The organism is Pseudomonas sp. Marseille-QA0892 (genome assembly GCF_054950135.1).
Map to the genome: position 1 here is coordinate 1458092 of NZ_CM143104.1, position 26490 is coordinate 1484581.

At 59.7% G+C, this 26490-nt stretch carries 21 protein-coding genes and 1 pseudogene; 6 read left to right on the plus strand and 16 right to left on the minus strand.

What is annotated here, in order from left to right:
* Window positions 1-48 precede the first annotated feature (48 nt).
* On the minus strand, window positions 49-585 hold the full coding sequence (locus tag ACY8D3_RS06710; protein WP_462382730.1) for an ankyrin repeat domain-containing protein: 537 nt from the start codon (window positions 583-585) through the stop codon (window positions 49-51).
* A 134-nt stretch (window positions 586-719) separates the two neighbouring features.
* On the opposite strand from ACY8D3_RS06710, the gene pncB reads away from it, so the two are divergent.
* Together pncB and ACY8D3_RS06720 are read left to right on the plus strand one after the other, a co-directional pair.
* On the plus strand, window positions 720-1919 hold the full coding sequence (pncB, locus tag ACY8D3_RS06715; RefSeq protein WP_462382732.1) for a nicotinate phosphoribosyltransferase: 1200 nt from the start codon (window positions 720-722) through the stop codon (window positions 1917-1919).
* Between the two features lie 126 nt (window positions 1920-2045).
* Window positions 2046-3170, plus strand: a complete 1125-nt coding sequence (locus ACY8D3_RS06720; RefSeq protein WP_462382734.1) for a beta-ketoacyl-ACP synthase III — start codon at window positions 2046-2048, stop codon at window positions 3168-3170.
* A 111-nt stretch (window positions 3171-3281) separates the two neighbouring features.
* Here ACY8D3_RS06720 and ACY8D3_RS06725 read toward each other — a convergent pair whose 3' ends face one another.
* The 7 genes from ACY8D3_RS06725 to ACY8D3_RS06755 form a co-directional block, all read right to left on the minus strand.
* Window positions 3282-4280 carry a TerC family protein gene (locus tag ACY8D3_RS06725; protein ID WP_462382736.1) on the minus strand — a complete coding sequence of 333 codons (999 nt, stop codon included), beginning with the start codon at window positions 4278-4280 and terminating at the stop codon, window positions 3282-3284.
* A gap of 265 nt (window positions 4281-4545) precedes the next feature.
* Window positions 4546-5202 (minus strand): HAD family hydrolase, encoded by a 657-nt coding sequence (locus tag ACY8D3_RS06730; RefSeq protein ID WP_462382738.1) that lies wholly within the window; start codon window positions 5200-5202, stop codon window positions 4546-4548.
* The gene (locus tag ACY8D3_RS06735; RefSeq protein WP_462382740.1) at window positions 5199-6182 is read right to left on the minus strand and encodes an ABC transporter ATP-binding protein; all 984 of its coding nucleotides are present in this window, start codon (window positions 6180-6182) and stop codon (window positions 5199-5201) included. The genes ACY8D3_RS06730 and ACY8D3_RS06735 overlap by 4 nt, the downstream gene beginning before the upstream one ends.
* 44 nt (window positions 6183-6226) lie before the next feature.
* On the minus strand, window positions 6227-7024 hold the full coding sequence (locus ACY8D3_RS06740; protein WP_462382742.1) for an ABC transporter permease: 798 nt from the start codon (window positions 7022-7024) through the stop codon (window positions 6227-6229).
* Entirely contained in the window at window positions 7005-7913 is a 909-nt protein-coding gene (locus ACY8D3_RS06745) for an ABC transporter permease (protein WP_462382744.1), read from the minus strand. The genes ACY8D3_RS06740 and ACY8D3_RS06745 overlap by 20 nt, the downstream gene beginning before the upstream one ends.
* A 64-nt stretch (window positions 7914-7977) precedes the next feature.
* A complete protein-coding gene (locus ACY8D3_RS06750) occupies window positions 7978-8784 on the minus strand; it encodes an alkaline phosphatase family protein (protein WP_462382746.1) in 807 nt (268 codons plus the stop codon).
* A gap of 48 nt (window positions 8785-8832) precedes the next feature.
* Window positions 8833-9891, minus strand: a complete 1059-nt coding sequence (locus tag ACY8D3_RS06755; protein ID WP_462382748.1) for an ABC transporter substrate-binding protein — start codon at window positions 9889-9891, stop codon at window positions 8833-8835.
* A 317-nt stretch (window positions 9892-10208) separates the two neighbouring features.
* Between ACY8D3_RS06755 and ACY8D3_RS06760 the strand changes: the two genes are divergently transcribed.
* Window positions 10209-10937, plus strand: a complete 729-nt coding sequence (locus tag ACY8D3_RS06760) for a UTRA domain-containing protein (RefSeq protein ID WP_462382750.1) — start codon at window positions 10209-10211, stop codon at window positions 10935-10937.
* Window positions 10938-11036: 99 nt separating this feature from the next.
* Here ACY8D3_RS06760 and ACY8D3_RS06765 read toward each other — a convergent pair whose 3' ends face one another.
* Window positions 11037-11630 carry a LysR substrate-binding domain-containing protein gene (locus ACY8D3_RS06765; protein ID WP_462382752.1) on the minus strand — a complete coding sequence of 198 codons (594 nt, stop codon included), beginning with the start codon at window positions 11628-11630 and terminating at the stop codon, window positions 11037-11039.
* A gap of 170 nt (window positions 11631-11800) precedes the next feature.
* Window positions 11801-11926: pseudogene (locus tag ACY8D3_RS06770) on the minus strand (LysR family transcriptional regulator); the annotation flags it as partial.
* A 136-nt stretch (window positions 11927-12062) separates the two neighbouring features.
* On the opposite strand from ACY8D3_RS06770, the gene ACY8D3_RS06775 reads away from it, so the two are divergent.
* A complete protein-coding gene (locus tag ACY8D3_RS06775; protein ID WP_462382754.1) occupies window positions 12063-13268 on the plus strand; it encodes an MFS transporter in 1206 nt (401 codons plus the stop codon).
* A gap of 140 nt (window positions 13269-13408) precedes the next feature.
* Window positions 13409-17470, plus strand: a complete 4062-nt coding sequence (gene hrpA / locus ACY8D3_RS06780; RefSeq protein ID WP_462382756.1) for an ATP-dependent RNA helicase HrpA — start codon at window positions 13409-13411, stop codon at window positions 17468-17470.
* Between the two features lie 72 nt (window positions 17471-17542).
* Here hrpA and ACY8D3_RS06785 read toward each other — a convergent pair whose 3' ends face one another.
* From ACY8D3_RS06785 to ACY8D3_RS06800, 4 genes are all read right to left on the minus strand, one after another.
* Window positions 17543-17815 (minus strand): PAAR domain-containing protein, encoded by a 273-nt coding sequence (locus ACY8D3_RS06785; protein ID WP_462382758.1) that lies wholly within the window; start codon window positions 17813-17815, stop codon window positions 17543-17545.
* Window positions 17816-17904: 89 nt separating this feature from the next.
* Complete coding sequence (locus ACY8D3_RS06790; protein ID WP_462382760.1) at window positions 17905-19185, minus strand: NAD(P)/FAD-dependent oxidoreductase; 1281 nt, start codon at window positions 19183-19185, stop codon at window positions 17905-17907.
* A gap of 89 nt (window positions 19186-19274) precedes the next feature.
* Entirely contained in the window at window positions 19275-20222 is a 948-nt protein-coding gene (locus ACY8D3_RS06795; RefSeq protein WP_462382762.1) for a dihydrodipicolinate synthase family protein, read from the minus strand.
* A gap of 26 nt (window positions 20223-20248) precedes the next feature.
* On the minus strand, window positions 20249-21184 hold the full coding sequence (locus tag ACY8D3_RS06800; protein WP_462382764.1) for a 4-hydroxyproline epimerase: 936 nt from the start codon (window positions 21182-21184) through the stop codon (window positions 20249-20251).
* Between the two features lie 370 nt (window positions 21185-21554).
* On the opposite strand from ACY8D3_RS06800, the gene ACY8D3_RS06805 reads away from it, so the two are divergent.
* Entirely contained in the window at window positions 21555-22337 is a 783-nt protein-coding gene (locus ACY8D3_RS06805; protein WP_462382766.1) for a helix-turn-helix domain-containing protein, read from the plus strand.
* A gap of 24 nt (window positions 22338-22361) precedes the next feature.
* Here ACY8D3_RS06805 and ACY8D3_RS06810 read toward each other — a convergent pair whose 3' ends face one another.
* A complete protein-coding gene (locus tag ACY8D3_RS06810; protein ID WP_462382768.1) occupies window positions 22362-23426 on the minus strand; it encodes an NAD(P)H-dependent flavin oxidoreductase in 1065 nt (354 codons plus the stop codon).
* 72 nt (window positions 23427-23498) lie between these two features.
* Window positions 23499-26408 carry a PAS domain-containing hybrid sensor histidine kinase/response regulator gene (locus ACY8D3_RS06815; protein ID WP_462382770.1) on the minus strand — a complete coding sequence of 970 codons (2910 nt, stop codon included), beginning with the start codon at window positions 26406-26408 and terminating at the stop codon, window positions 23499-23501.
* Between the last annotated feature and the right edge of the window lie 82 nt (window positions 26409-26490).

The window sequence follows — 26490 nt, forward strand, 5'->3', positions numbered from 1 at the left end:
CTCATCTAAGAAGGATTGAACGGCTGATGACATATTGACTGACTCATCTCAGCGCAGCGAGTCCATCCGTTCCGCCAAAAGCGTGGGCGTATCCTGAGCTCCCATCGTCACCGCGGCCTTCAGCGCAGTGATGCCGTTCAAATCCTCTGTGAAGGGGTCGGCACCGTTATCGAGAAGCAGCTGTACGATCTCAACCCGATTGAACATGGCGGCCATCATCAATGCAGTTTTCCCATCCGGCGTTGCCGCATTCACATCGGCGCCGTGTTCGACCAGCAGCTGCGCCATCTGCAAATCGCCTTTGAAACCAGTGCCTGCAAGAGGGGATTGGCCGTTATCGTTTCGCGTATTGGCGTCGGCTCCGTTCTCGAGGAGGACGCGTGCAGCATCGTGGTGCCCGTGGTAGCTGGCCAGCATGAGAAGGGTGTCCCCTTTTTGGTTGCGCAGATTCGGCGGCAGCCCATTCGCTAGCAACCGCTCCAGCATCGTCGCATCACCCTGCCGCGCCGTATCAAATACCTGGCGTGCAAACTCTTGCATCTCGGTTTCAGTCATCGTTGGCGAGCCAGTGGGGGATTCACTCATTTTCTATCCTTACGGGAGTCATGTTGCTCGTCGCGTTTTCAGATCGGAGTCGCGCATAATGGGCTTCCGCCAAACAATAGGCCGTGTGTTCTGTCGAAGCCGCACGTATGCCGAACTGGCCCAAGGAGTACAAAATGAGCGAGAGCCCGTTCGCTAAGCGGATCGTGCAGAACCTGCTGGACACCGACTTCTACAAATTAACGATGATGCAGGCGGTGCTGCACAACTATCCGAACGCAGAAGTCGAGTGGGAGTTTCGCTGCCGCAGTGACGAAGATCTCCGTCCTTACATCCATGAGATCCGCGAAGCGCTCGAAGGCTTGAGTGACCTTACGCTTGCAGCCGACGAGCTTGCGTTTCTGGAACTCATTCCCTTCCTGAAGCCAGATTTTATCCGTTTTCTCAGCCTGTTCCGCTTCAATCCATCCTACCTGCATGTCGGGGAGGAGGACGGCCAAGTTTGTATACGGCTCCGAGGTCCGTGGCTACATGTCATCCTTTTCGAAGTGCCACTGCTAGCTACAGTCAGTGAGATTCGGAATCGTCGGGTCCATCCAGATGTGACCCTCACCCAAATACGTGAGCCCCTTTATCGAAAATTCGATGAGCTGCGTGCGAGCGCTACCAATGAAGAGTTGGCGGGTTTCAACCTGGCAGATTTCGGGACGCGTCGGCGGTTTTCCTATGGCGCGCAAGCAGAAGTGCTACGAATCCTGAAGAAGGACTTTCCGGGACGGTTTGTCGGTACAAGCAATGTCCATCTTGCCAAGGAATTGAACCTCAAGCCCATCGGTACCATGGCACATGAATGGCTGATGGCACATCAGCAGCTTGGCATGCGATTGATAGATAGCCAGGTTGCCGCCTTGGAGAGTTGGGTCCGCGAATATCGAGGGCTGCTCGGTATCGCACTGACGGACGTGATCACCATGGATGCGTTTCTTCGTGACTTCGACCTGTACTTTGCGAAGCTATTTGATGGGCTGCGGCACGACTCGGGTGATCCGGTGGAGTGGGGTGAAAAAGCAATTGCGCACTACCAGGCATTGGGGGTCGACCCGCGCACGAAGACGCTTGTGTTTTCCGACGCTCTTGATTTCCAGAAATCGCTTGGTATCTACCGTGCGCTACGCGGCCGAATCAATGTGAGCTTCGGGATTGGTACGAAGTTGACCTGCGACATCCCAGGTGTCCGACCGCTGAATGCCGTGATCAAGATGACATCATGCAATGGTCAACCAGTAGCGAAGATTTCCGACTCGCCCGGTAAGACCCAGTGCCGCGACGAAAACTTCATAAGCTACTTAAAGCATGTGTTTAAGGTAGGCGCCTGAGATTCGTTAGAAGCAGGTGAGAAATACCGTCCCCTGGTACACAATGTACGGTATGAATGAATACTCGGTTACCTATGCCACGCCAATGGCGCGGCGAGGCGCTGCTAATGAATAAGAGGAACGTCCGTGCATAGGGTCGTCGTCAGCGGTACAGGCCTGTTTACTCCGCCTAATAGCATTTCCAATGAAGAGCTGGTGGCGTCGTTCAACGCCTGGGTTCAAAGCGAGAACGAGGCGAATGCGAAAGAGATTGACGCAGGCGATCGGGAGCCCCTGGGTGAATCCAGCGTCGCTTTCATTGAAAAGGCGTCCGGCATTAAAAGCCGGTTCGTCCTGGACAAGGCAGGCATTCTCGACCCGATGCGAATGAAGCCATCGATTCCGGAGCGCTCGAACGATGAGTGGAGCGTCCTGTGTGAGATGTCGGTTAGGGCAGCGAACGAGGCGATGGCCCGAGCCAAGCTAACGGCCGACGACATTGACGGCGTTATCGTAGCGTGTTCGAACTTACAGCGTCCTTATCCGGCTATTGCCATTGAGGTGCAGGCAGCACTTGGCATCCGGGGCTTCGGTTTCGATATGAACGTTGCCTGCTCTTCGGCTACTTTCGGTTTGCAAACCGCTGCGAACAGTGTTCAGTTGGGGCAGGCCCGTGCTGTGTTGATGGTTAATCCAGAGATCTGCACCGCACATCTCAATTTCCGTGATCGGGACAGTCATTTCATCTTTGGCGATGCCGCAACGGCTGTGATCGTGCAGCGCGCGGATCTCGCAACGTCCGACCATCAGTGGGAAATCGTGGGTACCAAGTTATTGACCCAGTTCTCCAACAACATCCGCAACAACTTCGGCTTCCTGAACCGCACCGCGGAGGAGGCGGCGATGAGTAACCCCGACAAGCTCTTCGTTCAAGAAGGGAGGAAGGTATTCAAGGAAGTGTGCCCCATGGTGGCGGATCTTATTGCTCAGCATCTTCAGGAGGCGGCTATCGAGGTAGGCGCCGTCAAACGGTTCTGGCTGCATCAGGCGAACCTGAACATGAATCTGTTGATCGCACGCAAGCTGCTGGGTCGTGATGCAGAAGCTACCGAAGCACCGACCATTTTGGATACCTACGCCAACACGAGTTCGGCTGGCTCTGTGATCGCATTCCACACCTACCAAGAGGATTTGCCTTCAGGGTCGCTTGGCGTGCTTAGCTCTTTCGGCGCGGGTTATTCGATCGGTAGCGTTATTCTTCGCAAAGTCTGATTGGTCTGGTAGAAAGCGAGCGTTTGCCCGGCTCGTAGCCGGGACCTTCTAAGGCTCGGAACAGGAAAACGGCGTGCAAGCTTTCAGCTTGCACGCCGTTTTTGGTTGCGGTTAGCGATGCTGCGAAGGCGACACTGCTTTCTGATCCCTCGTCTTCCAGAGGGAGAGCAGTACACCGCCGAGCAGCAGCCCGAACGTTACGGACAAAGACAGCGCAGGTGGGACCTTACCTATGATGTTCACCAGGAAGATCTTCCCGCCAATGAACACCAGTACCAGAGCCAGCGCGTACTTGAGATAGACGAAGCGGTGGATCAACGCTGAGAGAGCAAAGTAGAGCGCCCTGAGACCCAGAATCGCAAAGATGTTTGACGTATAAACAATGAACGGGTCGAGGGTGATCGCAAAGATGGCCGGAACACTGTCAACGGCGAATACGATATCTGCACACTCGATCATGATCAGCGCCAGAAACAACGGCGTGATCCACATCTTCATTTTGCCGCTACCGTCGGCTTGCTTGACCACAAACTTGTCGCCATGTAGCGAGTCCGTTACCGGCAAGTGGCGACGCAGAAACTTAAGGAACTTGTTTTCGGAGAGATCCGGATCATCATGAACCTTGCTGAACAGCATCTTCACGCCGGTCAACACCAGGAACACGCCGAAGACGTAGAGGATCCAGTCGAAACTGGCGATCAGTGTAGCGCCTAGGCCAATCATGATGGCGCGCAGCACGATCACACCCATGATCCCCCAGAACAGTACCTCGTGCTGATACTTGCGAGGAATACCAAGGAAACCAAAGATCATCGCCATCACGAAGACGTTGTCCATCGACAGCGACTTCTCGATCAGAAAGCCAGTGAAGTACTCCATCCCTGAGTCGCCGCCTTTCTGGAACCACACCCAGGCGCCGAACAGCAGGCCGGCCGTGATGTAGCCACCGGAGAGAAGGAGGCTTTCCTTGATGCCGATTTCACGGTGTTCACGGTGAAGCACACCGAGGTCAAACGCCAGCAGTGAAATAACGATCGTGATGAATGCGAGCCACAGCCAGGTGGCAGTGCCCAGAAAGTCGGCGGTAAGAAACGAAGCTAGAGCGGTCATGTGAGCCCCCTGGGTTAGTCGGTTGTACAAGCTGTAACTCCGACATGGCGGCTCATTAAAGCCGTCAGAGGGGCCCGCAGTTACGCCATTTACGTTAAGGCGGCTGCGCGTTGGCGAGCAATGGGCTCAATTTTTCCAAATATTTCGCCCGTCATTAGCCAAACAACCGGAAGCGGGCGCGCGTTTATTTGAGCTACTGACGACGCATTCCGTTAGAAAAGGTCGATCATGCGGTAGCCGCACGGGCGCGTGCCGGTAGACGCGTTCACGCCCATTCGAGAATAGGCCACGAAGCCGAGAGCGCATGCTCGCGTAATACAGGGTCCGGGTTGACCGCTCTAGGGTGGCTGACCCGCTCCAGCAACGGCAGATCGTTGCGGGAGTCCGAATAGAAGTAGGCCCCGTCCAGTGTTTCGTTCTCTGCTTCTAGCCATGCTTGCAGCCGAACCACCTTGCCTTCCTTGTAGGTCAGCACGCCTTCGGTCTTGCCAGTAATGAGACCCTCATTCAGTTCAACATCAATTGCCAGCACCTCGCCAATTCCAAGTCGGTTCGCGATCGCTGATACAAGAAAATGGGGCGACGCTGAAATGATCAGTATGCGGTGGCCTTTCGCTCTGTGCGCGGCGACGCATCGCATGGCATCGCCGTAGATCAGCGGCTCGATTACATCCTCCACGAAGGGGCCGACGACATACTCGATCTCGTCCATCGTCCGTCCCACGAGAGGCTCGAGCGTGTATGCCATGTAATCTTCCATCGCCAGGCGGCCGAAAGCGTATTCCGCCATCAGGTGTGCCTCGTGCTTCAGGAATCGTTCTCCGTCGACCCATTCCAGTCGAGCCATTTCGTGACTCCACAGACTGGCACAGTCACCCGCGATCAGCGTTTCGTCGAGATCAAACAGGGCAAGCGTCGTCATGCGACCTCCCGAATGGCCGAATCATCGATGCTGAGCCCGACGAGCGCGCCGGCTGGCTGCAGATCGGACGCTGAACGGTTAAGGACGTCCACCACCAGCTCCACGCCTCTTGCCTCTACGCGATAGCGGATCACGTTACCGAGCAAGCTATGGCTGCGTATCTGCGCGTCGATCGTGCCACCGAGCGCGATCGCCTCTGGCCGGATGGCAACGCGACCGGCAACAGGGCGCAATAGAAGCCGACTGGCCGTTTCAGCGTCTAGGAGGTTGTAATTACCAATGAAACCGGCTGCAAAGGCATCGACCGGTGCGGTATAGAGGGTTTCGGCGTCGCCGCTTTGTACGATCTTTCCCGCATTCATCAAGAAGATTCGGTCTGACATCGTCAGGGCTTCTTCCTGGTCGTGCGTGACGAAGATCGTCGTCAGGCCCAACTCCTGCTGAATAGCGCGAATCTGCTCACGGAGCAGCTTGCGGATGCGTGCATCAAGGGCAGAAAGGGGCTCGTCCAGCAAGAGCAGTCGCGGACGCGTAACGAGTGAGCGCGCCAGCGCTACACGCTGGCATTGCCCGCCTGACAGTTGCGAGGGATAACGCGCGGCATAGTCACCGAGTTCGACCATCTGCAGGGCTTCGGTGACCCGCTTGTCCAACTCAGCCTTCCCGACCTTCTGCATCCGCAGCCCGAACGCCACGTTCTGTGCTGCCGTCATGTTGGGAAACAGCGCATAGCTCTGGAACACCATCCCGATGCTGCGTTTCTGCGGCGACAACGGCACGATATCCTGACCCTCGATCAGGATCTGGCCACCGCTGACGTCGGTCAAGCCCGCGATGCAGCGTAGTAACGTCGACTTGCCGCACCCCGACGGCCCGAGCAGTGTGACGAACTCACCCTTGTCGATCTCGCAATCGATGTTGGTGAATATCGTGGTTTCGCCATAGCGTTTATGCAGCTTTCGGATGTTGAGGAAGCTCATGAAGAATGCCTCTGAAGCGCTGTTCGGAAGGGCAGCTCGCGTGGCTAGCCCCGGTCCTTGTTCAACCAGTTCGCAAGCCAGGTGAACATGAGGACGAAAAAGAAATACGAGATCACCAGTGCACTGCTGAAGTGGCCACTGCTGTTACGCATGTTGTTCAGGTAGACCTGCAGTGTCTCGTATCGCGTCCCAACGAGCAGGTTGGCGAATACGAACTCAGCGAACAGAAACGAGAAGGACAGGAGTAGCGAAACCACCAGCCCTTTGCGCAGGTTCGGCAGGATCACCAGAAAGGCCGCCTTCCATGTACTGGCGCCGAGCAGGTGTGCCGCGTCCATCAGGTCCCGCAGGTTGATTGCCAATAGATTGTTGGTGATCGCCCGGTACATGAACGGCAACGCTATCGTGAAGTAGCATCCGATGAGGATCCACGGCGTACCGACCATCGCCATCGGGCCAGAGCCGTACAGCTGCAGAAGCCCAACGGAGGACACTACCGGAGGCACCGCGAAGGGCAGCAGGATCAGGATGTTCATCACCCCGTCCAGCTTGGGGAAGTGGTAGTGCACTACGAACAGCAGCGGCAGGATGAGGATCGTCGCCAGGACGAGAGCGCCGGCGCAGACCAGAATGGACTGCACGAAGGCATTCAAAAAGCGTTGCTCGGTCCAGAGCTGGATGTACCACTTCAGCGTAAGTCCGTCCGGCAGTACGGTCGCACTCCAGCTCGTGGAGATCGAGTACAGGAATGTGCCTAGCAACGGCAGCAGCAGAATCGTGAACAGCGTCCATACGACGATCCTGTGATAGAGCGCAGCGGGCTTAACGCTTCGAGCCTGCATGGTAGCTCCTTTTCAAAAGCCATTGGTGGGCGATCGTAATGATGACCATAAGGCCGACGAGTACCATCGAGAGCGCGCTCGCCATGTTTGGATCGAGCGAGATATCGCCCGCGACCATGGCCGCGATCCGAATCGGCAGGACGTTGAAGTTGCCCGTCGTCAGTGCATATACGGTCGCGTACGCGCCTAGCGCGTTAGCCAGCAGGATCACGAACGTGCCAAGCAGTGCAGGCGTCAGCACAGGCAATCCGATATGCCACCAATAACGGAAGGCGCTTGCGCCAAGAAGCGATGCCGACTCGCGCCAGTCATCGCGTAGCGCGTCGAAAGCGGGGTAGAGCAACAGTACGCCCAGGGGAATCTGAAAGTACGTGTAGACCACGATCAGGCCGGTCTTGGAGTACAGGTTGAAGTCGCTCATCAGCCCGTACTGCTTGAGCACCAACGTCAATGCCCCGTTGAAGCCCAGGATGATCACGAAAGCAAACGCCAGCGGCACCCCAACGAAGTTGCTCGTCATGTTGGAGAACGCCATGACGAAGTCGCGCAGGCGTGAGTCGACCTGTCGCAACGAATAGCTGCCCAAAACCGCCAGAAGCAGGCCGAGAACGCTCGACCAAAGCGTAATCTCAAGGCTGAACTGAATAGCCTGGCGATAGAAACGCGACGAGAACACGCGTTCGTAATTCGCCAGGCTCCAGCCCCCATCCGTAACCAAACTGTTAATCGCCACCCAAAACAGCGGCGCGATCTGGAACACGATGAAGAACACCGCGAAAGGCAAGAGGCAGAGCAGTGGCACCAGGCGCCGGGTGCGTCTGGATGCCGGAACGCGAGCGCTGGGGGCGGCGACGGCAAGGCGCGGAGTGTCAGGCGTAGACGCCGTCATGCAGGGACCTCGTTGGAGTATGGAACGGAGCGACTCGCGGCCAACGGGAACGGCAGCCGAGCGGTCATGAAAGCAAACCCGGGCATAGCGGTTTGTCATGCGCAGCGCCCAGAATCTGACAGATCGTCCCGCACAGCTCCGTTTGTCGAGGCCGTGCTTCAGAGGAAAGGCTGAAGGCCTCTCCGAAAACGAACAGCGGCACATCTTGCTCTTCGCTCAGCAAGCCGTTGTGGGATCGATCAGCATTCATGCCATGGTCGGACGTCACCATGATCTGGTATCCAGCGTCGTACCAATGCTGAAGGTGTTCTGCCAGTGCGATATCGGTCATCCGCGCCGCGTTGCGATACTGCGGCGTGTCGCCGCCATGCTTATGCCCGGCGTCGTCGATGTTCATGGGATGGACCAGCAGGAAATCAGCCGCATAGCGCTGACGAAGCACATCGGCATCGGCGAAGAGATGCGAATCCGGGTAGTGGTCCTGCCAGTAGAAAAGGCCGTGCTGTATCGGGAGGCTCTCGTCATCGGTGAACCGGTCCCGACCGGCCTCGAATGGTGCGCGATTATAGAGTTCGCTGACCCAGTGATACGCCGCAGCGGCGGTCGAGAGTCCGGCTTCACGGGCCAGATGAAACACGCTCTTATGGCGACTGAGGCGCACGACGCCGTTATGAACGACGCCGCTGTCGATAGGGCGCACCCCGGTCAGGATTGTTTCGTAGAGCGGGCGTGAAAGGGCGGGAAGTTCGCAGCTCATGCGGTAGAAGGCGCCTCGCCCTGCCTCGCACCAGGCATGAAGATGGCCCATGGCATGCGCTGCCACCGAAAAGCTGAGCCCATCGAGCACGACGAGAATGACCTTGTGACCCATGCGTCCCCCTGGTGAGACGGGGCGAACGCATTCGCCCCGGTCGAGCGTTTACTGCATGTTGATAAGGACGTTTTCCTGCCATAGCTGCGGCAGAGACTTGGACGTCTTCTCCCACGCGTCTGCGTCCTTGATCGGTTGGGCCTCGGCATACTGCTCGTTGGGGATCATCTTCGCCTGCACGTCCGATGGCAGCGTGACGTGCTCGGCGCGAATTGGCCGCGCGTGCCCCTTGGCGAGGTTGATCTGGCCGGCATCGCTAAAGATATATTCGCGTGCCAGCTTCGCAGCATTCGGATGCTTGGCGTACTTGTTGATGATGGTGGTGTAGCCCGACATCACGGAGCCATCGGACGGAATCACGACGTCGAAGCGGTTAGCCTCGATCTGGTCGCGATAAGACAAGCCGTTGAAGTCCCAGACGATGCCGACTTCCACCTCGCCGCGCTCCAATGTCTGGATCGTGGGGTTGGAAAGCGATAGGCGACCCTGTTCTGCGATGTCCGCAAAGTAGTCCAGCCCGGGTTGGATGTTCTTCTCATTACCCCCATTGGCAATTGCAGCGGCCAACACGCCGTTAACGGCCTGAGCGGCGGCGCTGACATCACCAATCGCAACCTTGTACTTGCCTTCCTTCAGATCTGCCCAGGAACGCGGCGCATCCTTCACCAGTTGCTTGTTGACGATGAAGGCAATCGTGCCGGTATAGGCAAGCGCCCAGTGGCCTTCCTTGTCCTTGGCCCACTCAGGAATTTCGTCCCAGGTCGTCGGCTTGTAGGGTTGCGTTACGCCTTTCTGTACGGCGATTGGGCCGAAGGCGGCACCAACGTCACCTATGTCAGCGGTGGCGTTGTCCTTCTCTGCGTCAAATTTTGCAATCTCCTGGGCCGAGCTCATATCGGTATCCATGTGCTTGAGCCCGTACTTGTCCTGTAGGTCCTTCCAGGTGTCTTTCCAGTTCGCCCAGCTGTCAGGCATCCCGACGCTGTTCACCTGGCCTTCTGCACGCGCGGCTTTTTCCAGTGCGCCAAGGTCCATTTCGGCGGCGCCTGCCGTCGAGGCGAGGGCCACGGACATGCCCAACATTGAAGCCAGAAACAGCTGTTTCATTCGACGCTCCTTACATGGAATGATCGGTTGGTCTAGGTCAGCAAGAGACAGGCCAAAGCTAGAGCGCTCACGTGACAGTTTCATGTAAGCCGGAGGAAACGCGATCTGAAAGCGCAGCTTCTTATCAAGCGTAGCCGATGCTTTAAGATCTGCAGGCCGCTTAGCTCAAGGCCTGCAGCGTTTTCTGAAGGGAGACTCACACGCGCCGTCATACGACAGTCATGCTCGGAACATAGCCTTGCCAAACTCGGCGACGATAACCGAGGCCGATGACATGCCCCATCCTGGGGCTGGACTAGACCAGATCGAGAACCCCGATGCGCGATGTGGCATCCCGTACCGTCACTGCAATATGCCGTGCGCTCGAAGAGCAAATCGCGCACGGCGTGCTTGCAGTGGGCGTCAAGCTGCCGGCCGAACGTCAGCTGAGTGAAGTGTTCGAGACCACCCGAATCACCTTGCGGGAGGCGCTCGGTCAACTGGAATCGCAAGGCCTGATCTATCGCGAAGATCGCCGCGGCTGGTTCGTTTCGCCACCTCGCGTTGCCTACAACCCGTTGGGCCGCAGTCATTTCCACGCCATGGTCCGCGAACAGGGCCGCGTGCCGACGACCGAGCTCATCTCTGCACGTCGGATGCCTGCATCTGTTGCGGTGTGCCGCGCACTCGAGCTTGCGGCGCTATCGCCTGTCTTTCAGATTCGCCGGTGTCGGCGCATCGATGGACGACTCGTACTCTACGTCGAGCACTACCTCAACCCTGCCTATTTTCCAGGCATTCTGGATTTCGACCTGACGCGCTCCCTGACGGAGCTGTACGCCGCGGAGTACGGCATTCGCTACGGCCGCGTTCGTTTCGACATGCTCACTACCGTCCTACAAGGTGATGCGGCGGCTGCGCTGAAAATGTCTGTCGGGAGCCCGGCCTTGAACATCACGCGGGTGAACCAAGATCAGCATGGTCGGGTGATCGACTGCGATCTGGAGTTCTGGCGACACGACGCTGTGCATGTGAGCGTTGAGGTCCCGGAGGATTTTGGCGGCTGAGTGCGATATTGGAGGCCCTAATCTGGTGCGGATTGTTGAGCGACGCGCACGCATCGTCAGCGCGTCGGTCGGGCCTGATCCCCGCCACGCGGCGTCAGGTCACGTTGCGGTGCCAGCGATGCAGGCCATCGCGGTGTCTACATCGGCCAAGAGTTCAAGCGTCGCTGGGGTAGGGCTGTTGGGCCAGATCGCATAAACGTTGCGGGTCGGGGCGTCTGAAACCGGCACGCTTGCAATGCCCTGGAAGTTATCCACGATACTTCGCGGTACCAAACCAACGGCAAGCCCTCGGCGCACGAAGCGCTCCAGCAATTGCATATTGGTCGTTTCGAACCGTACACGATGAGGCAGGCCCAGCGCGGCGAAGGCCTCATCCGTTTGCCGGCGCGCACCGCTACCCGCGGGAAGGTCGACCATGGGCAGATGCACCAGCTCCTCGAGCCGTATAAATTCTCGGGTCGCCAGGGCATGTTGGGCAGGCAGTACAGCGACCAGATCCTCGGTCAAGATCAGTCGCCTCTGGAACCCTTCCAGCGCCACGCGGCGTGATACGCCGATGATCGCAAAGTCGATTCGCCGTTCCCGAACGCCCTCAATGAGTCGCTCACTGGGATCGTATAGCAGCTGAACGTCCACCTTTGGAAAGCGCGCATGAAAGCTACCGATGAGATCGACGATATCCAGCAGCGGCACCGAAGAAATGATCCCGTCAGAGTGCCGCGTAGCTCGCCCGTGATGGAGGCAACATCTTCCTTCGCACGTCGCACCGCTTCTAGCGCCTGCCGCGCATGAGCGAGGAATATTTCGCCTGCAGGCGTCACCGATACGTGACGAGGCGTGCGCTCGAACAGTGCCGTGCCCAGCTCCTCCTCAAGCCCTGCAATCTGGTGGCTTAGCGCGGATTGGACCACGTTGCAGCGTTGGGCTGCACGGGTGAAATGGCGCTCATCTGCCAGAGCCAGTGCGAATTCGAATTGCTTGAGATTCATGGGCAATCACCAATCAAGATGCCAGTGATCGTAACGATTCATTTCAATCATTATCGATTCTTCTGAATACTGCGCCGGTCTATCAATACCTGTCGCTGTGATCACGTAAGCCGTGTAGAGACGTCGAAGAGCCCACATGACCCCCACTGATAACGTTCATCTAAGCCGTTGGCTTGTCCTGTTGATGGCCGTCGCAACAGGCGTTGCCGTCGCCAGCAATTACTACAACCAGCCCTTGCTCCACACGATCGCGGAGCGCTTCGAGCTTTCGTTCTCACAGGCCGGCGCCATCGTGACGACGGCGCAGGTCAGTTATGCAATCGGCCTCCTGCTGCTCGTTCCTCTGGGGGACTTACTCGAACGCCGCCGGCTGATTGTGTCGATGACCGTCGTCGCCGCTACCGGACTCGCCATTAGCGCCAGTGCAACGAGCCTTGGCTGGCTGTTGCTCGGTACCGCCTTGACCGGACTATTCTCCGTGGTTGCGCAGGTACTCGTTCCGTTTGCCGCCACGCTGGCCGCGCCCGAAGAGCGCGGCAGGGTTGTCGGCACAGTGATGAGCGGACTGATTCTGGGCATATTGCTAGCGCGAACGGTCGCCGGCGCCTTGTCCGCTGTGGGTGATTGGCGCACGGTCTACATGCTGGCATCAGCCCTGATGCTCATCGTGGCAATTGCCTTGCGGTTCGCCTTGCCGCGCTATCAGCAGTCAGTAGGCCTGTCATACCCGCGCCTGCTTGGTTCGGTATTTACGCTGCTACGCGACGAGCCTGTACACCGTGTGCGTACAGCGCTTGGGGCGATGAGTTTTGCGATCTTTGCCATCTTCTGGACGCCGTTGGCGTTCATGTTGGCCTCTGAGCCTTACGGCTATCCGGACGGCACGATTGGCCTATTCGGGCTCGCAGGGGCCGTTGGTGCATTGGCTGCCAATATGGCTGGGCGTATGGCTGACAAAGGCAAAGGCGCATTGGCAACGACACTCGGGTTGCTGACGTTGCTACTGTCCTGGGTGCCGCTGGCGTTTGCCCAGAACTCGCTTTTGGCCCTATTGATCGGCGTCGTGCTACTTGATCTGGCCGTCCAGCTGTCTCACGTCAGCAACCAGAACGTGGTCTACAAGCTGCGGCCGGAAGCCAGGAGTCGGCTGAACGCAGGCTACATGACCGGCTACTTCATCGGTGGCTCATTGGGCTCATTATTGTCCGCCATGCTCTACCAGCATTTCGGCTGGTTGGGCGTCACCGCAGCCGGATTCGCGATAGCGGCTGGCGCACTGTTTACGTGGCTACGTTCGCGACATGCCGGCGACACGAGCCAACGGTCTCATTCTGCGCCATGACAGGACAGCGGTAGCAGGTGCACATTGGCGCGGTGCCGCTGCCCAGGAAGCGATGTGCCGCTGTGGTCCGGCCAGCGGCATCGTGAGAGGCGGGTAAATCTGCGACAATTGATGCTTTCCTCCGAGACTGTTCGAGCCTGATGTCCGACCCCAAGCCCGCCATCGCTTCCCTGCTCAAGAACCTCGATCAGGCGATGATTGCCGATCGGCACCGCCTGCGCCGCCAGCTCCATGAGCTGCAGAAACAACCCGACGACGCCAGGCTGGCGAAATGGCTGGAACGTTTCCAATCGTCATGTGAGAGCGCCGAGGCGAGACGTGGCAGCGTTCCGCCGATGCGCTATGACGAAGCATTGCCGATCGCAGCGAAGCGCGACGAGATAAAGCATGCTATCGCCAACCATCAGGTGGTTGTGATTGCAGGTGAAACCGGGTCGGGCAAGACGACTCAACTTCCAAAGATCTGCCTTGAGCTTGGGCGTGGCGTTCATGGGCTGATTGGCCACACTCAGCCTCGTCGACTGGCCGCTCGCAGTGTGGCCACCCGTGTGGCCGAGGAAATCGGTACGCCACTCGGCGAATTGGTGGGTTATCAGGTCCGCTTTGAAGACCAGTCCAATGCGCGCAGCCTGATCAAGCTGATGACGGATGGCATCCTGCTGGCCGAAACGCAGCATGATCGTTTTTTGGAGCGCTACGACACCATCATCGTCGACGAGGCCCACGAGCGCTCACTGAACATCGATTTCCTGCTTGGCTACCTGAAGACACTGCTGCCGCGTCGGCCGGATCTGAAAGTCATCATCACGTCAGCCACGATCGACCTGGGGCGTTTCAGTGCGCATTTTGGCAATGCGCCCGTGGTGGAGGTCTCCGGTCGAACCTATCCGGTCGAGACCTGGTACCGGCCGCTCGCGGCTGAAGTGGATGAAGACGGCGAACCGCTCATGGATGACCTTACAGTCGACCAGGGCATTCTCGCCTCGCTTGAAGAAATCGAAGCGCACGAGCGCAGCGTGGGCCAGCGCCCGGGCGATGTCCTTGTCTTCCTGCCCGGTGAGCGCGAGATCCGCGAGGCTGCCGAAGCCTTGCGCAAGGCGAACCTTCGTTTTACCGAAGTGCTTCCGCTCTATGCACGCCTGACGCCAGGGGAACAGCAAAAGATTTTCCAACCGCGGCCGGGGCGCAAGGTTGTGCTCGCGACCAACGTGGCTGAAACCTCGCTGACCGTGCCGGGCATCCGCTATGTGATCGATTCGGGCACCGCACGGATCAGCCGATACAGCTACCGCGCCAAGGTTCAGCGGCTACCTATCGAGGCGATCTCGCAGGCCAGCGCGAACCAGCGTAAAGGCCGTTGCGGGCGTGTGGAGCCGGGTATCTGCATTCGTCTATACAGCGAGGAAGATTTCGTCGGCCGTCCCGAGTTCACGGATCCCGAGATACTGCGGACCAACCTTGCTGCCGTCATTCTGCAAATGCTGCACCTGCGACTCGGTCGCATCGATGATTTCCCTTTCATCGAGCCACCGGATGGCAAGGCGGTCAGTGATGGCTTCACCCTGTTGCAGGAGCTGTCGGCGGTCAACCGCGAGAACCAGCTGACGCCTTTGGGGCGTCAGCTGGCGCGTCTGCCAATCGACCCTCGCCTGGGGCGCATGGTGCTCGAAGCGGTGACGCAGGGGAGCCTGGAGGAAGTGCTCATCGTAGTCAGCGCGCTGTCCGTGCAGGATCCCCGTGAACGTCCGATGGAGCGGCAGCAGGCGGCTGATCAAGCGCATGCACAATGGAAGGATCCGGACTCGGACTTTGCAGCGCTAGTTAATCTGTGGCGTGGCTTCGAAGAACAGCGCCAGGCACTGGGCTCGAACGCGCTGCGCACCTGGTGTAAGAAGAACTTCCTCAATTATCTTCGGTTGCGTGAATGGCGTGACGCGCACCGCCAACTGACCTTGTTGTGCCGCGAGCTCAAGCTTGGCAACAAGGGCCACGGCGCACCCGCCGCAAAGGCCGATACGAAGCGTGACGCAGAAGCTGAGTCGTCTAGCAACGCCAAGGCAGCACCGACACCAACCAAGGATAACCGGGTCAATGCGATCGCCCGGCAGCAGGTCGAGCAGTCCGAGGCAGCGCAGCGCGCACGAGGTTACGCAGCGGTCCACAAGGCCATTCTCTCCGGGCTGCTGAGCCAGATCGGCCAGAAGACCGAGGACGGTGACTTCAACGGCGCGCGGCAGCGCCGCTTCTGGGTTCATCCCTCGAGTGTCCTGGGCCGCAAGAAGCCCAATTGGATCATGGCGGCCGAACTCGTCGAGACCACAAAGCTGTTCGCGCGCATGGTTGCGAAGATTGAGCCGGACTGGATCGAGCCACTAGCTGTGCATCTGGTGAAGAAGAATCACCTGGAGCCGCATTGGGAGAAGAAGCGCGGCCAGGTCGTGGCGTACGAACAGGTGAGCCTGTACGGACTCATCATCGTTGGCCGCCGGGCCGTGCATTACGGACCGATCGACCCATCAGTCGCGCGCGAACTGTTTATCCGGGAAGGGCTGGTGCGGGGCGATATTAATAGTCGTGCAAAGGCGCTCGGTGCCAACAAACGCCTGCTGGAAAAGCTCGACGAACTCGAAGCCAAGGCGCGACGTCGCGATATTCTGGCTGACGAGGAAACGCTGTTCGGCTACTACGACAAGCACCTGCCTGCCGACATATACCAGACCTCCAGCTTCGATAACTGGTATCGGCGTGAGAGTGCGAACAATCCCCAGCTATTGATCATGCGCGAAGAAGATGTGCTGGCTCGTGAGGCGAGCGAAGTCACCGCTGCGCAATACCCGGACAGCCTGCGTATCGGTGAGCTCCAGTTGCCGCTGTCCTATGAGTTCGAGCCCACTCATCCGCGTGATGGCGTGACGCTGCGTGTACCTGCGCCGCTTTTGCCACAGTTGCCTGCCGAGCGACTGGATTGGCTGGTTCCTGGGCTGATCTACGACAAGAGCGTGGCGCTGGTCCGTGGGCTTCCGAAAGCAGTGCGCAAAAACTTCGTACCGGTACCTGACTTCGTACGCGCGGCCCTGGAGAAAATTACGTTCGGCCAGGGCTCGTTGTATGAGAGCCTGGGTCGGGAATTGCAGCGCATGACCGGCGCTCGCATCCCTGAAGACGCTTGGCCTGAGGCCGCTGAAGGGCTTGAGCGGCATCTGCGCATGAACATCGAAGTGGTCGATGCCAATGGGCGCTTCCTGGGCGAAGGTCGCGATCTGGCCGCATTGACCGCCCAGTTTTCCAGGGAAAGCCAGGCGGCGCTTGCCATCTCACCCAAGAAGGCGGAGCCGGCCGGACCCGTCGAGGCGAAGGCGTTCGGGGAAGTACCGGAAAAAGCGCAGCAGAAGATCGCCGGGCTTTCGATGACCGTCTACCCCGCGTTGGTAGAAGAGGGCGGCGCGGTAAAAGAAGGCCGCTTCTCGACCCAGGCCGAAGCCGGGTTCCAGCACCACCGCGCGTTGCAGCGGTTGCTGCTGCAACAGCTGGGTGAACAGGCCAAGTTTTTGCGCGGCAAGCTCCCAGGCCTCACCGATATGGGCATGCTGTACCGTGAGCTGGGCAGGGTCGATGCATTGACCGAGGACATCCTCCTGGCCAGCCTCGACAGCGCGATACTCGAAGGCGAGCCAACCCTGCCGCGTGACGGTGCTGCGCTCGCGTCGCTGGCCGAACGCAAACGCGGCGACTGGGTTGAGCACGCTGAACGCCTGTCGCGTCTTGTGCTCGGCATCCTCAAGCAGTGGCATGCGCTCCAGAAACGCTTCAAGGGCAAGATCGATCTGGCTCAGGCGGTTGCGCTAAATGACATCAAGGCACAGTTGGCAAACCTGATCTATCCGGGCTTCGTGCGCGAGACGCCGCTAGAGTGGCTCAAGGAATACCCACGGTATCTGAAGGGCGTCGAGCAGCGGTTCGAGAAGATCGGTGCACAGCTGCAGCGGGATCGGGTCTGGTCCGGTGAGCTTGCAGGGTATTGGGAGCAATACCAGGCACGGCGCGCGAAGCACGAGCAGGAGGGCAAGCGCGACGGCGAGCTGGTGCTGTATCGCTGGATGCTGGAAGAGTATCGGGTCTCCCTGTGGGCACAGCAGCTCGGTACACGGATTCCTGTGTCTGACAAGCGCCTGAGCAAGCAATGGAGCCAGGTGGAAGGCTGATAAAGAAAGGAGCGGCGCCTGCTGGAGAAGTGCGACAGGCGCCTGAGTCCAAAGCGATCGGAGGCTTGACGCTCAGCCGATCAGCACCGTGCCCGATCCAGCCGTGATCACATCGTCATGGCTGCCGGTGCTGCCCACGACGGCCGCATTTCGGCCATTGATGAAGACCGTACCCGAAACGGCGCCGACGATGGCGCTTCCGCATTCGGTGGCATCACCCATCCGCGCCGCGGGCAGGCCGTCGATGATCACGTCAGACGAGCCCGACGCGACGGCGTTCGGGCCATGGCCCTTCTTTGGGCAGGCGGTGGGGTCGGAAAGGCGGGCTGCAGGTTTTCCGCTCATGTGCATCACTCCCTGTGAAAAGCGGGGGAGGTTAGCCCAGCATTGCGGGCGTTGCTGTACCACCGGTTCACAGAATCAGCATGCGCCTGTCAGAACCGATCCAGTCGATAGCGAACCGCAGAGGGCAGTGCGGCCCCGCCTGGCGCGCCGGGGCTGGCCATTTGCGCGATCATCTCCGCTGTTACGGCAGCCTGGGTCATCCCCAGGTGATGATGCCCGAATGCGAGCAGGACCTTCCCGTCCCTTACCTTGTCGATGATTGGGAGCGAGTCCGGTAAGGATGGGCGAAAACCCATCCATTCGGTGGCGTCCGACGTGTCCAGCGCCTGACCGAAAAGGCCCTCACTAAGCCGTTCCAGCTGCCGCGCCCGTGATGGGGTAAGTGGCCGTTCCAGACCTGCGAATTCGACCGTACCGGCCAATCGCAAGCCGTCGGCCATGGGCGTCATGATGAATCGGCGCTCGAGCGAGGTGACGGCGAAGGGCAAACGATCCTGCTCGTGGGGTAGCATCAGGTGATAGCCCCGCTCGGTATCAAGGGGGACGTGTTTGCCTGTCAATGCGGCGGTGACAGGCGCCGAATGCGCGCCGCTCGCAATCAGCACGCACCGGGCGGCGCGATTGCCTTTGTCGGTCTCCAGTAGAACGCCGTTTACGCCAACCGTGCCGCCGAGTACCCGCGCCTGCTCGAACGTCACGCCCAGCTGCTTTGCAGACGCGACAAGGGCTGAGACGGCGCGGTAGGGGTTGATGAAATGGGCGGTCTCCGGGAAGAAGAGACCCCCTTGCAGGCGTTCGCTGAGGGCTGGCGCGGCCGCGCGGATCCGTGGCGCGTCCCAGCGCTCGACAGCTACCTGTTGCTCGTGCATGCGCACCCTCAGCGCCTCGAGCGCCGGGGAGGATTCGGGACGCTCGTACACCAGAAGAGAACCGTCAGGCTTCATCAGATGCGGCTGCCCGATCGACGTCAGCAGCCGCTGCCAAGCGCCCACGCTCTGTTCGTTCAGTGCGCGGATGCCGCCGATCGACTGACGATAAGGGGCATCGCGCAGGTTCCATAGCAATCGCATGAACCACGGAAGTGCCTTTGGGAGGTAGCGCCAGTCCAGCCGTAAGGGCCCGGTCGGGTCGGAAAGCATGGCGGGTAATTGCCTGAGAATGGACAGGTCAGCGATGGGAAAGACCTGCTCGGCCGCCAAATGCCCTGCATTGCCGTAGGAGGCGCCCCGCCCGGGTTCCTTGGGGTCCAATACGCTCACGCGCAGGCCGCGTCTGGCCAATGCAAGCGCGCAGCATACGCCGACGACGCCAGCACCCACGACAGCAATGTCCGGCGAGTCGTCTACGGTGTGAACGGTCGATGAACTCATGGTTTGTCTCTGGCCTACAGTCGGAAAGCGCGTGAACACATGACCTTCGGGCCCAGGTGCCGACCGCTCAGGGACGCCACCGTTGGCGATTACGCCATGTCTACCTGCTTCGGCCAATCCGAGTACCACTGGCGGAACAAGGCGTACTGGGTTTCGGCATAGCGGCGCTGAGCATCGCTGAGCACATCGGTTTCGTTGAAATGCAGGGCGTACTCGGTATTGCCGTTCAATACCATCAGGTGCTTGTAATACAGGACAAGGTCACAGCCCTCGTCAAAGGACGATAGAACGGCCAATGCCGATTCCAGCTCGCGCGCCAGGCGTCGCGCCGTTGCGTCGCCACTCGCCGCCTGCTTGCTCAGCGCGACCAGCTGCAGGACCTCGCGTGGCAGTGCGTTCCCGATGCCCGTGATTGCGCCGGTCGCGCCGCAATTCACGAAGCCGTGCACGACCTGGGTATCGACGCCAACCATCAGTGTGACGTCGTCGCTGCCGGACGTGATGTGTTCGGCGGCGTAGCGCATATCGACTGAGCCTCCGAATTCCTTGAAGCCGATCAGGTTCGAGTGCTTGCGACGAAGCTCGAAGAACAGATCGGCACGCGTCGCAAAACCGTAATAGGGACTGTTATAGATGATCGCCGGGAGGCTGGGGGCGGCATCGAGAATTGCGGAGAAATGGGCTTTTTGTGCGGCCGGTGAGGCACCACGTGACAACACGCGAGGAATGACCATCAGCCCATGGGCGCCCACATCTGCAGCATGTGTGGCATGCGCGACGGCCTCCCGGCTGTTCACGGCGCCCGTACCTACAATGGTCGGAACGCCGGCGGCGACCAGGCGAGCTACACCTTCCTGGCGTTGAGCTTTGGTCAGTAAAGGCCAGTCGCCCATGGACCCGCAGTAAACGACCGCGCTCATCCCGACGTCGATCAATTCGCGGCCTTTGGTTACCAATGCATCAAAATCTGGCCGGCGATCGTTCGTACATGGGGTCATCAATGCCGGGATGCAGCCGTTGAAAATCGTCGTATGCATGAGCAGGGCTCCAGAAGTGGAAGGGGCTATGGGGTTCCGATGCCCCAGGCAAAGGGGTCGTTTTCGTCGACGAGCAAGGTACTGTCGGCGGTCACGTACGCGCGGCCTGTGATGTAGGGCCGAATGCGATCGCCTTCCCACTCGTAACGGCCCTCGAACCGGCTTCCCGTGATGCTGGCCTGTACCCACGGCTCGCCTGGCTCCAACAAGCGGCCAGCTGCAAGGCAGGCCAGTTTTGCGCAGGTTCCGGTGCCGCAAGGGGATCGGTCGTATGCCTTCCCCGGGCACATCACGAAGTTACGGCTATCGGCGCCTGCGGCCTCAGCGAACAGTTCGATGTGGTCTATCCTTGCGCCGTCTTCGCCGGTAATGCCCTGTGCTTCGAGCGCTGCCAGCATCGTCCAGGTGAAGTGCGTCAGGTGCTCGACATTGCCGATATCTAACGACTGGCCATGGTCGGACACCAGGAAGAACCAGTTTCCGCCCCAGGCAACGTCGCCCCGTATGGAACCAAAGCCGGGTAGATCGACCGCTACCTGCTGGCGGTAGCGATAGGCGAGCACGTTGCACAGGGTCACCTCACCGCTTTCGTGCAACGTCGCGCTTACGGTGCCCACCGGCGTATCGATTGTATGGATGCCGGGTACGATGCGGCCCAGATGATGCAGCGATGCGATCAATCCGATAGTGCCGTGACCACACATCCCCAGATAGCCCGCGTTGTTGAAGAAGATCACGCCACACGTAGCGCCAGGCGTAACGGGCTCGCAGTAGAGCGCACCGACCAATACATCATTGCCTCGTGGCTCGAGCAGGCAGGCCCGGCGCCAGTGGTCGTGGTCGGTTCGTAGCCTCTGCAAGCGCGCCTGCATGGTGTCGCCGTCCAGCGCAGGGAAGCCGTCCAGCACCAGTCGAGTGGGCTCCCCGCCCGTATGGGAGTCAATGACGTGTATCTGTTTCATGCTGTCCGTTTCCCGGATTTGTCAGAAATCACCGGCCTACTCGGGAGCCTTTCAGTCGCCGTCCTGTGTTCGACGAATGCACCTATACAGTGGCTGCGAATAGGCGGTAGACGCTTGATTGATTTCGTCGGCGTGATGACGAAATCGGCAGGGTCGTGTGCCGGGCGCATAGGACGCCTTTCAGCCGCTCGCAAGTGAGGCTATGGCGGGAGCGAACCTATTTCGGGCTAGACCTGTGTACTTGCGGGCGCTGTAGATGGGTTGTGACGCGCCGCAGTCGTGGACGTTGCGTCTTTCCATGGTACGAAATACGCTCAACGCTTGGGCGTTTCGTGCGGATTTCCGCTGATTTAGCTGCAAGGGAAGCTTGATGGAACCGGATCAACTTGCGGATTGGTGCGAGGGGAGTGCGGGAAAGCGGCCATCAAGCATGGCTGACGTGCTTGTGCACCTCGCGCCGATACTTCCGCTACTGGACGTCATTCCGAATGCCACGATCTTCCTGAAGGATGCGCAAGCGCGATACGTATTTGCCAACCGCACCCTGGTGCAGCGGTGCGGTTTCGCTGACCCGGCGCCTTTGCGCGGCAAGACCAGCGCTGACGTTTTTCCTTCCCAGTTCGGCTCAGGCTATACGGATCAGGATCAGCGGGTCCTGCGGAAAGGCGTCGCTCTGAGCGACCAACTGGAATTGCATCTCTACGGCAGCCGCAAGCCAGGCTGGTGCCTGACCCACAAGCGTCCGATACACGATGATCGCGGCCGGGTCATCGGGCTCGCCGGTATCTCGCTCGACCTGCAATCCACGCATGATACGCATCCTGCGTATGCGCGGCTGGCCCAGGTCGACGATTACATCCGCGCCCATTTCAATCGAACGATCAGCATGAAGGAGCTCACGCAGATCGCGGGTATTTCGGTCGCAGGTCTCGAGCGTTACTGCAAGCGGGTGTTCCACCTCACGCCTCGACAAATGATCCTCAAGGCGAGACTGGAACACGCCAGTCGACTTTTGCTGTCGGACATCCCCATCACGGAAATTGCACTACGTTGTGGTTACACGGACCACAGTGCGTTTACCCGCCAATTCAGATCCATGACGGGTATGACGCCCAGCCAGTTTCGGCGCGCAGCTACGCTTTCGGGCCGCTGATCTGGAAGAGTTGCCCGGCCCTTGTCAGCGCTGCTGCCACTCGCGGATAAGCGTTTCGATCAACTCGGCCGCTGGCAGCGCTCTCGCCAGCGGTGCGCCTTGACCGGCCCACTGGGCTGCGAAGCCATGCTCGCCCATTGTCGTCGCCACCGCGTTCAATTGCTTGTTCGCATCGTAGGCCATTGGGTACGCCGCGGGCACGGGTGCCGAAGGGGATTCACCCCATTCAATGAACCGGTTGAAGAGGCCGCGCGCGGGGCGCCCTGAGATGGCGGAAGTCAGCTGCGTCCGATGGGCGCGCTCATCTTTCAGGGCTGCCCGGTAAGCCGCATTGGCAGAAGATTCTGGGCAAGGAACGAACGCAGTACCGAGTTGCGCTGCCGAAGCGCCCAGATCGAACGCGGCGCGCATACTGGCGCCGTCCATGATGCCACCCGCGGCGACCACCGGTACGTCCAGTGATGTGGACAGCAGACGGGTAAGTACCGCTGCTGGCAGGCGTTCATCCGGCGCCTCGGGATCGAACAGGCCACGGTGGCCTCCTGCCTCGATGCCTTGCGCGATGATCGCGTCGATACCGGCGTCGACAGCGAGTCTTGCTTCTTCAATGTTCGTCGCCGTCGCAAGCGTGCGAATTCCCGCTGCTTTCATGGTATCGATCTGGCCAGCCGGCGGCAGCCCGAAGTGGAAGCTGATGACCGCCGGACGCAATTCCAGCAACAGCGCGTAGGTTTCTTCGCTCTCAAGGTAAGATGGATAAATGGCCTCGAGCCGGTCGGGCAGTGTCGCGCCCACTTCATCGAAGAGCGGTTTCAGATGCGTAAGCCAGGCGTCGTCGCGGGCGGCGTCGCGTGACGCCGTGGTATGACAGAACACATTCACGTTGATGGGTTTCGAGGTCAATGATTGCGTACGCTCGATCATCGCGCGCGCTTGTGCAGGGCTGCTCGCACCGATGCCCAGTGAACCCAGCGCCCCTGCGTTGGAGACGGCGGCCGCGAGTTCAGGCGTCGACACGCCTGCCATGGGTGCCTGGATCAAGGGATACTGGATACCCAGCAATTCGGTGAAACGTGCAGGAGCGGACATGAGCGGTCGGCCTCGAGCGACTGGAGGGTATTCGAGTGTACGCCACCATCGCTCGGGCCGAGCGCCTGCAAATCACTCCATCATCAGCTGGCGGACCCGTGCAGCCAGTGCGTCCACTGCGAACGGCTTTGTGACCACCTGCATGCCAGGACCGAGGTGACCGTTGCCGATGGCCGCGTTCTCAGCATAGCCGGTGATGAACAGGGTCTTCAGGCCGGGACGAATCTCACGGCCTGCATCGGCCATCTGCCGGCCATTCATGCCGCCTGGCAAGCCGACGTCACTGATCAGAAGATCGATACGCACATCCGAACGCAGCACCTTGAGGCCTGCGACGCTGTCAGCCGCCTCGATGACGGTGTAGCCCAGATCGCTCAGCACATCTGCAAGCAGCATGCGTACGGTAGGTTCGTCGTCCACGATCAGAATGGTTTCGCCTACTTCCGCGACCGGAGCCAGAATCGCCTCTGCATGCTCTGTATCCTGCACGGTCGAGCCGAAGTAGCGGGGCAGATAGATGCAAATCGTCGTTCCCAGGCCTATCTCGGAGTAGATACGGACCTGCCCGCCTGACTGTTTGGCGAAACCGTAAATCATCGAAAGGCCGAGGCCAGTGCCTTCGCCGATGGGTTTGGTGGTGAAGAAGGGATCGAAGGCCTTGGCGATCACATCGGGCGTCATACCCGTGCCGGTGTCCGTGACGCAAAGGGACAGGTATTGGCCTTCGGGCACGTCATGGGTGCGCGCGGCTTCTCGATCCATCCAGCGGTTCGCGGTTTCGATCGTGATACGTCCGCCATCCGGCATGGCATCGCGAGCATTGATGCATAGGTTGAGCAGCGCATTTTCCAGCTGGCTCGCATCGACCAGCGCAGGCCAAAGCCCTGTGGCGCCGACAGTCTCTACCGTGATGCTCGGGCCTACGGTGCGCTGGATCAGCTCGGTCATGCCTGTCATCAACAGGTTGACGTCGGTTGGGCGGGGATCGAGGGTCTGACGCCGGGAGAAGGCCAACAATCGGTGGGTGAGGGCAGCGGCACGCTTCGCTGCACCCTGAGCGGCCATCATGTATTTGTCCAGATCCTTCAGGCGACCCTGTGCGACCCGTGTGTTCATCAATTCCAGCGAACCGGAAATGCCCGCGAGGAGATTGTTGAAGTCGTGGGCGAGACCGCCCGTAAGCTGGCCGACCGCTTCCATCTTCTGCGACTGACGCAGCTTCTCTTCGGCCTGCATGAGATCAGCGGTGCGCTCCGCGACCCTAGACTCAAGGGTATCGTTGAGCGAGCGGAGTGCAGCGATGGCCCGGTCACGCTCGGCTTCGACCGCGCGGCGTTCTTCGACATCGATGAGTACGCCCGGGAAACGAAGGGGCGTGCCATCCGGCGCATGGTCGACCTTGCCGTTCGCTTCGATCCAGTAGTACTTCCCATCCCTACGCCGAACCCGGTATTGATGCGCGTAGGCACCGCTGCGCTCGATTACTTCGGCGATAGCGGATTTCAGCCCTTCCTGGTCGTCCGGATGTACGGTCGCGATAATCTCCTCCAGGCTCAGGTTGTGAAGGTCCAGAGCAGGGTCGAGACCGAACGCGAGCGCGAAGGCGTCGTCCACGACGAAACGCCCCGCCACAAGGTCCCAATGCCACGTTCCGATAATCGCGCCGGCGGCCAGTGCCAGTTGCACGCGTTCTATGTTTTCGCGCGCAACAGCTTCGCTCGCCTGCAGGCGTTCCTGCGCGTTTCGTCGTTCGGTAACGTCGTTGAAGAGGATAGCAATCTGTCGATCGGCCGGATCCCCGACCTGTACGGCCCGAACATCGAACCAGCGCTTGAAGGCGGCGGCATAGCTTTCGAAGTTGCGGGGCTGACCCGTCTTGGCTACGTGGCCATAGGTATCGAACCAGAACTGCTCCAGGTCTGGAGCAAACTCGGTCACCCACTTGCCTCGCAGGTTCACACCGGCTTGGCGTTCGAAGGCGGGGTTCGCTTCCAAAAACATGTAGTCGATCGGATGGTCGTTTTCATCGAACTTGACCTGCACAATGGCGAAGGCAGCCTCGATCGTTTCGAGAATCTTTACGAACCGGTCTTCGCTCTTGCGCAGGGCGGACTGGGCCGAACGCAGCTGGGTAACATCCAGCATGGCGCCAATCATGCGCATTGCCCTGCCGTGGTCGTCCCGGATCACGTGACCGCGGTCCAGCACCTCGGCATAAGAGCCGTCGTACCGCCGAAAGCGGTATTCATCGGTCCACGCGTCCCCTTCACCATCGATGACGGCATGTATCGACGCCCAGATGCGTGAGCGGTCTTCGGGATGAATGTGGTCCATCCACCAGTCCCCCGATGCGTCTACCGAGGCCAGTGGATGCCCGTAGGCGCGCTCGAGTGCCTCGTTCCAGAGAACGAGGTTGCCTCGTAGGTCCCAGTCCCAGATAGCGTCGTTGGTTGCCTTCGCAGCTAGGCGATAGCGCTCCTTGGTCTCTTCCAAGGTACGGCCGGCGAGGTGCTCGGCAGTGCGGTCGCGCAGAATCTTGATGAATCCCAGGTGGGTGCCGTCTTCACCCAGAAGCGGCATCATCTCGCCGGATGCCCAGAAGTGCTGACCATCCTTGCGCAGATGCCAGCGTTCGTCCGAGGCCCGTCCATTTGTTAGTGCGCATGTCATTTCCACCTGGGGACGGCCGGCGCTGCGATCTGCAGGGGTGAACATGCGCTCCACGTTTTGGCCGCACATCTCTTCCAGCGTCCAGCCCATGACATGCGCAGCGCCGGAGTTCCAATCGGTCACAATGCCGGTAGGGTCGGTGACAACGATGGCGAAGTCTATCGCACTGTCGAAAATCGCCTTGAGATGCGCCGCGCTCTCACGACTGGGGCGTTTGGCTTGTTGCGTGTCGGGACTGCTCGTCGCCTCGGCCAGAGCCTTGCGCAAGCGCGCTACCTCGGCTTCGAGGTCTTCACGGCTAATGTCGTTCAAAGTGTGCGCCACTGTTTTCCTACCGTTACTGCTGGCCGGACGCCGGGAATGTTCGTTGAGCATTGAGTGCGCGACCTGTTGA

Coding starts and splice junctions, on each gene's coding strand:
- ACY8D3_RS06740 (WP_462382742.1), bottom strand. CDS start 7,024: ATGCAGGCTCGAAGCGTTAAGCCCGCTGCGCTCTATCACAGGATCGTC.
- ACY8D3_RS06810 (WP_462382768.1), bottom strand. CDS start 23,426: ATGTCCGCTCCTGCACGTTTCACCGAATTGCTGGGTATCCAGTATCCC.
- ACY8D3_RS06800 (WP_462382764.1), bottom strand. CDS start 21,184: ATGAAACAGATACACGTCATTGACTCCCATACGGGCGGGGAGCCCACT.
- ACY8D3_RS06710 (WP_462382730.1), bottom strand. CDS start 585: ATGAGTGAATCCCCCACTGGCTCGCCAACGATGACTGAAACCGAGATG.
- pncB (WP_462382732.1), top strand. CDS start 720: ATGAGCGAGAGCCCGTTCGCTAAGCGGATCGTGCAGAACCTGCTGGAC.
- ACY8D3_RS06760 (WP_462382750.1), top strand. CDS start 10,209: ATGCGCGATGTGGCATCCCGTACCGTCACTGCAATATGCCGTGCGCTC.
- ACY8D3_RS06775 (WP_462382754.1), top strand. CDS start 12,063: ATGACCCCCACTGATAACGTTCATCTAAGCCGTTGGCTTGTCCTGTTG.
- ACY8D3_RS06790 (WP_462382760.1), bottom strand. CDS start 19,185: ATGAGTTCATCGACCGTTCACACCGTAGACGACTCGCCGGACATTGCT.
- ACY8D3_RS06725 (WP_462382736.1), bottom strand. CDS start 4,280: ATGACCGCTCTAGCTTCGTTTCTTACCGCCGACTTTCTGGGCACTGCC.
- ACY8D3_RS06755 (WP_462382748.1), bottom strand. CDS start 9,891: ATGAAACAGCTGTTTCTGGCTTCAATGTTGGGCATGTCCGTGGCCCTC.
- ACY8D3_RS06785 (WP_462382758.1), bottom strand. CDS start 17,815: ATGAGCGGAAAACCTGCAGCCCGCCTTTCCGACCCCACCGCCTGCCCA.
- hrpA (WP_462382756.1), top strand. CDS start 13,409: ATGTCCGACCCCAAGCCCGCCATCGCTTCCCTGCTCAAGAACCTCGAT.
- ACY8D3_RS06745 (WP_462382744.1), bottom strand. CDS start 7,913: ATGACGGCGTCTACGCCTGACACTCCGCGCCTTGCCGTCGCCGCCCCC.
- ACY8D3_RS06795 (WP_462382762.1), bottom strand. CDS start 20,222: ATGCATACGACGATTTTCAACGGCTGCATCCCGGCATTGATGACCCCA.
- ACY8D3_RS06750 (WP_462382746.1), bottom strand. CDS start 8,784: ATGGGTCACAAGGTCATTCTCGTCGTGCTCGATGGGCTCAGCTTTTCG.
- ACY8D3_RS06730 (WP_462382738.1), bottom strand. CDS start 5,202: ATGACGACGCTTGCCCTGTTTGATCTCGACGAAACGCTGATCGCGGGT.
- ACY8D3_RS06735 (WP_462382740.1), bottom strand. CDS start 6,182: ATGAGCTTCCTCAACATCCGAAAGCTGCATAAACGCTATGGCGAAACC.
- ACY8D3_RS06805 (WP_462382766.1), top strand. CDS start 21,555: ATGGAACCGGATCAACTTGCGGATTGGTGCGAGGGGAGTGCGGGAAAG.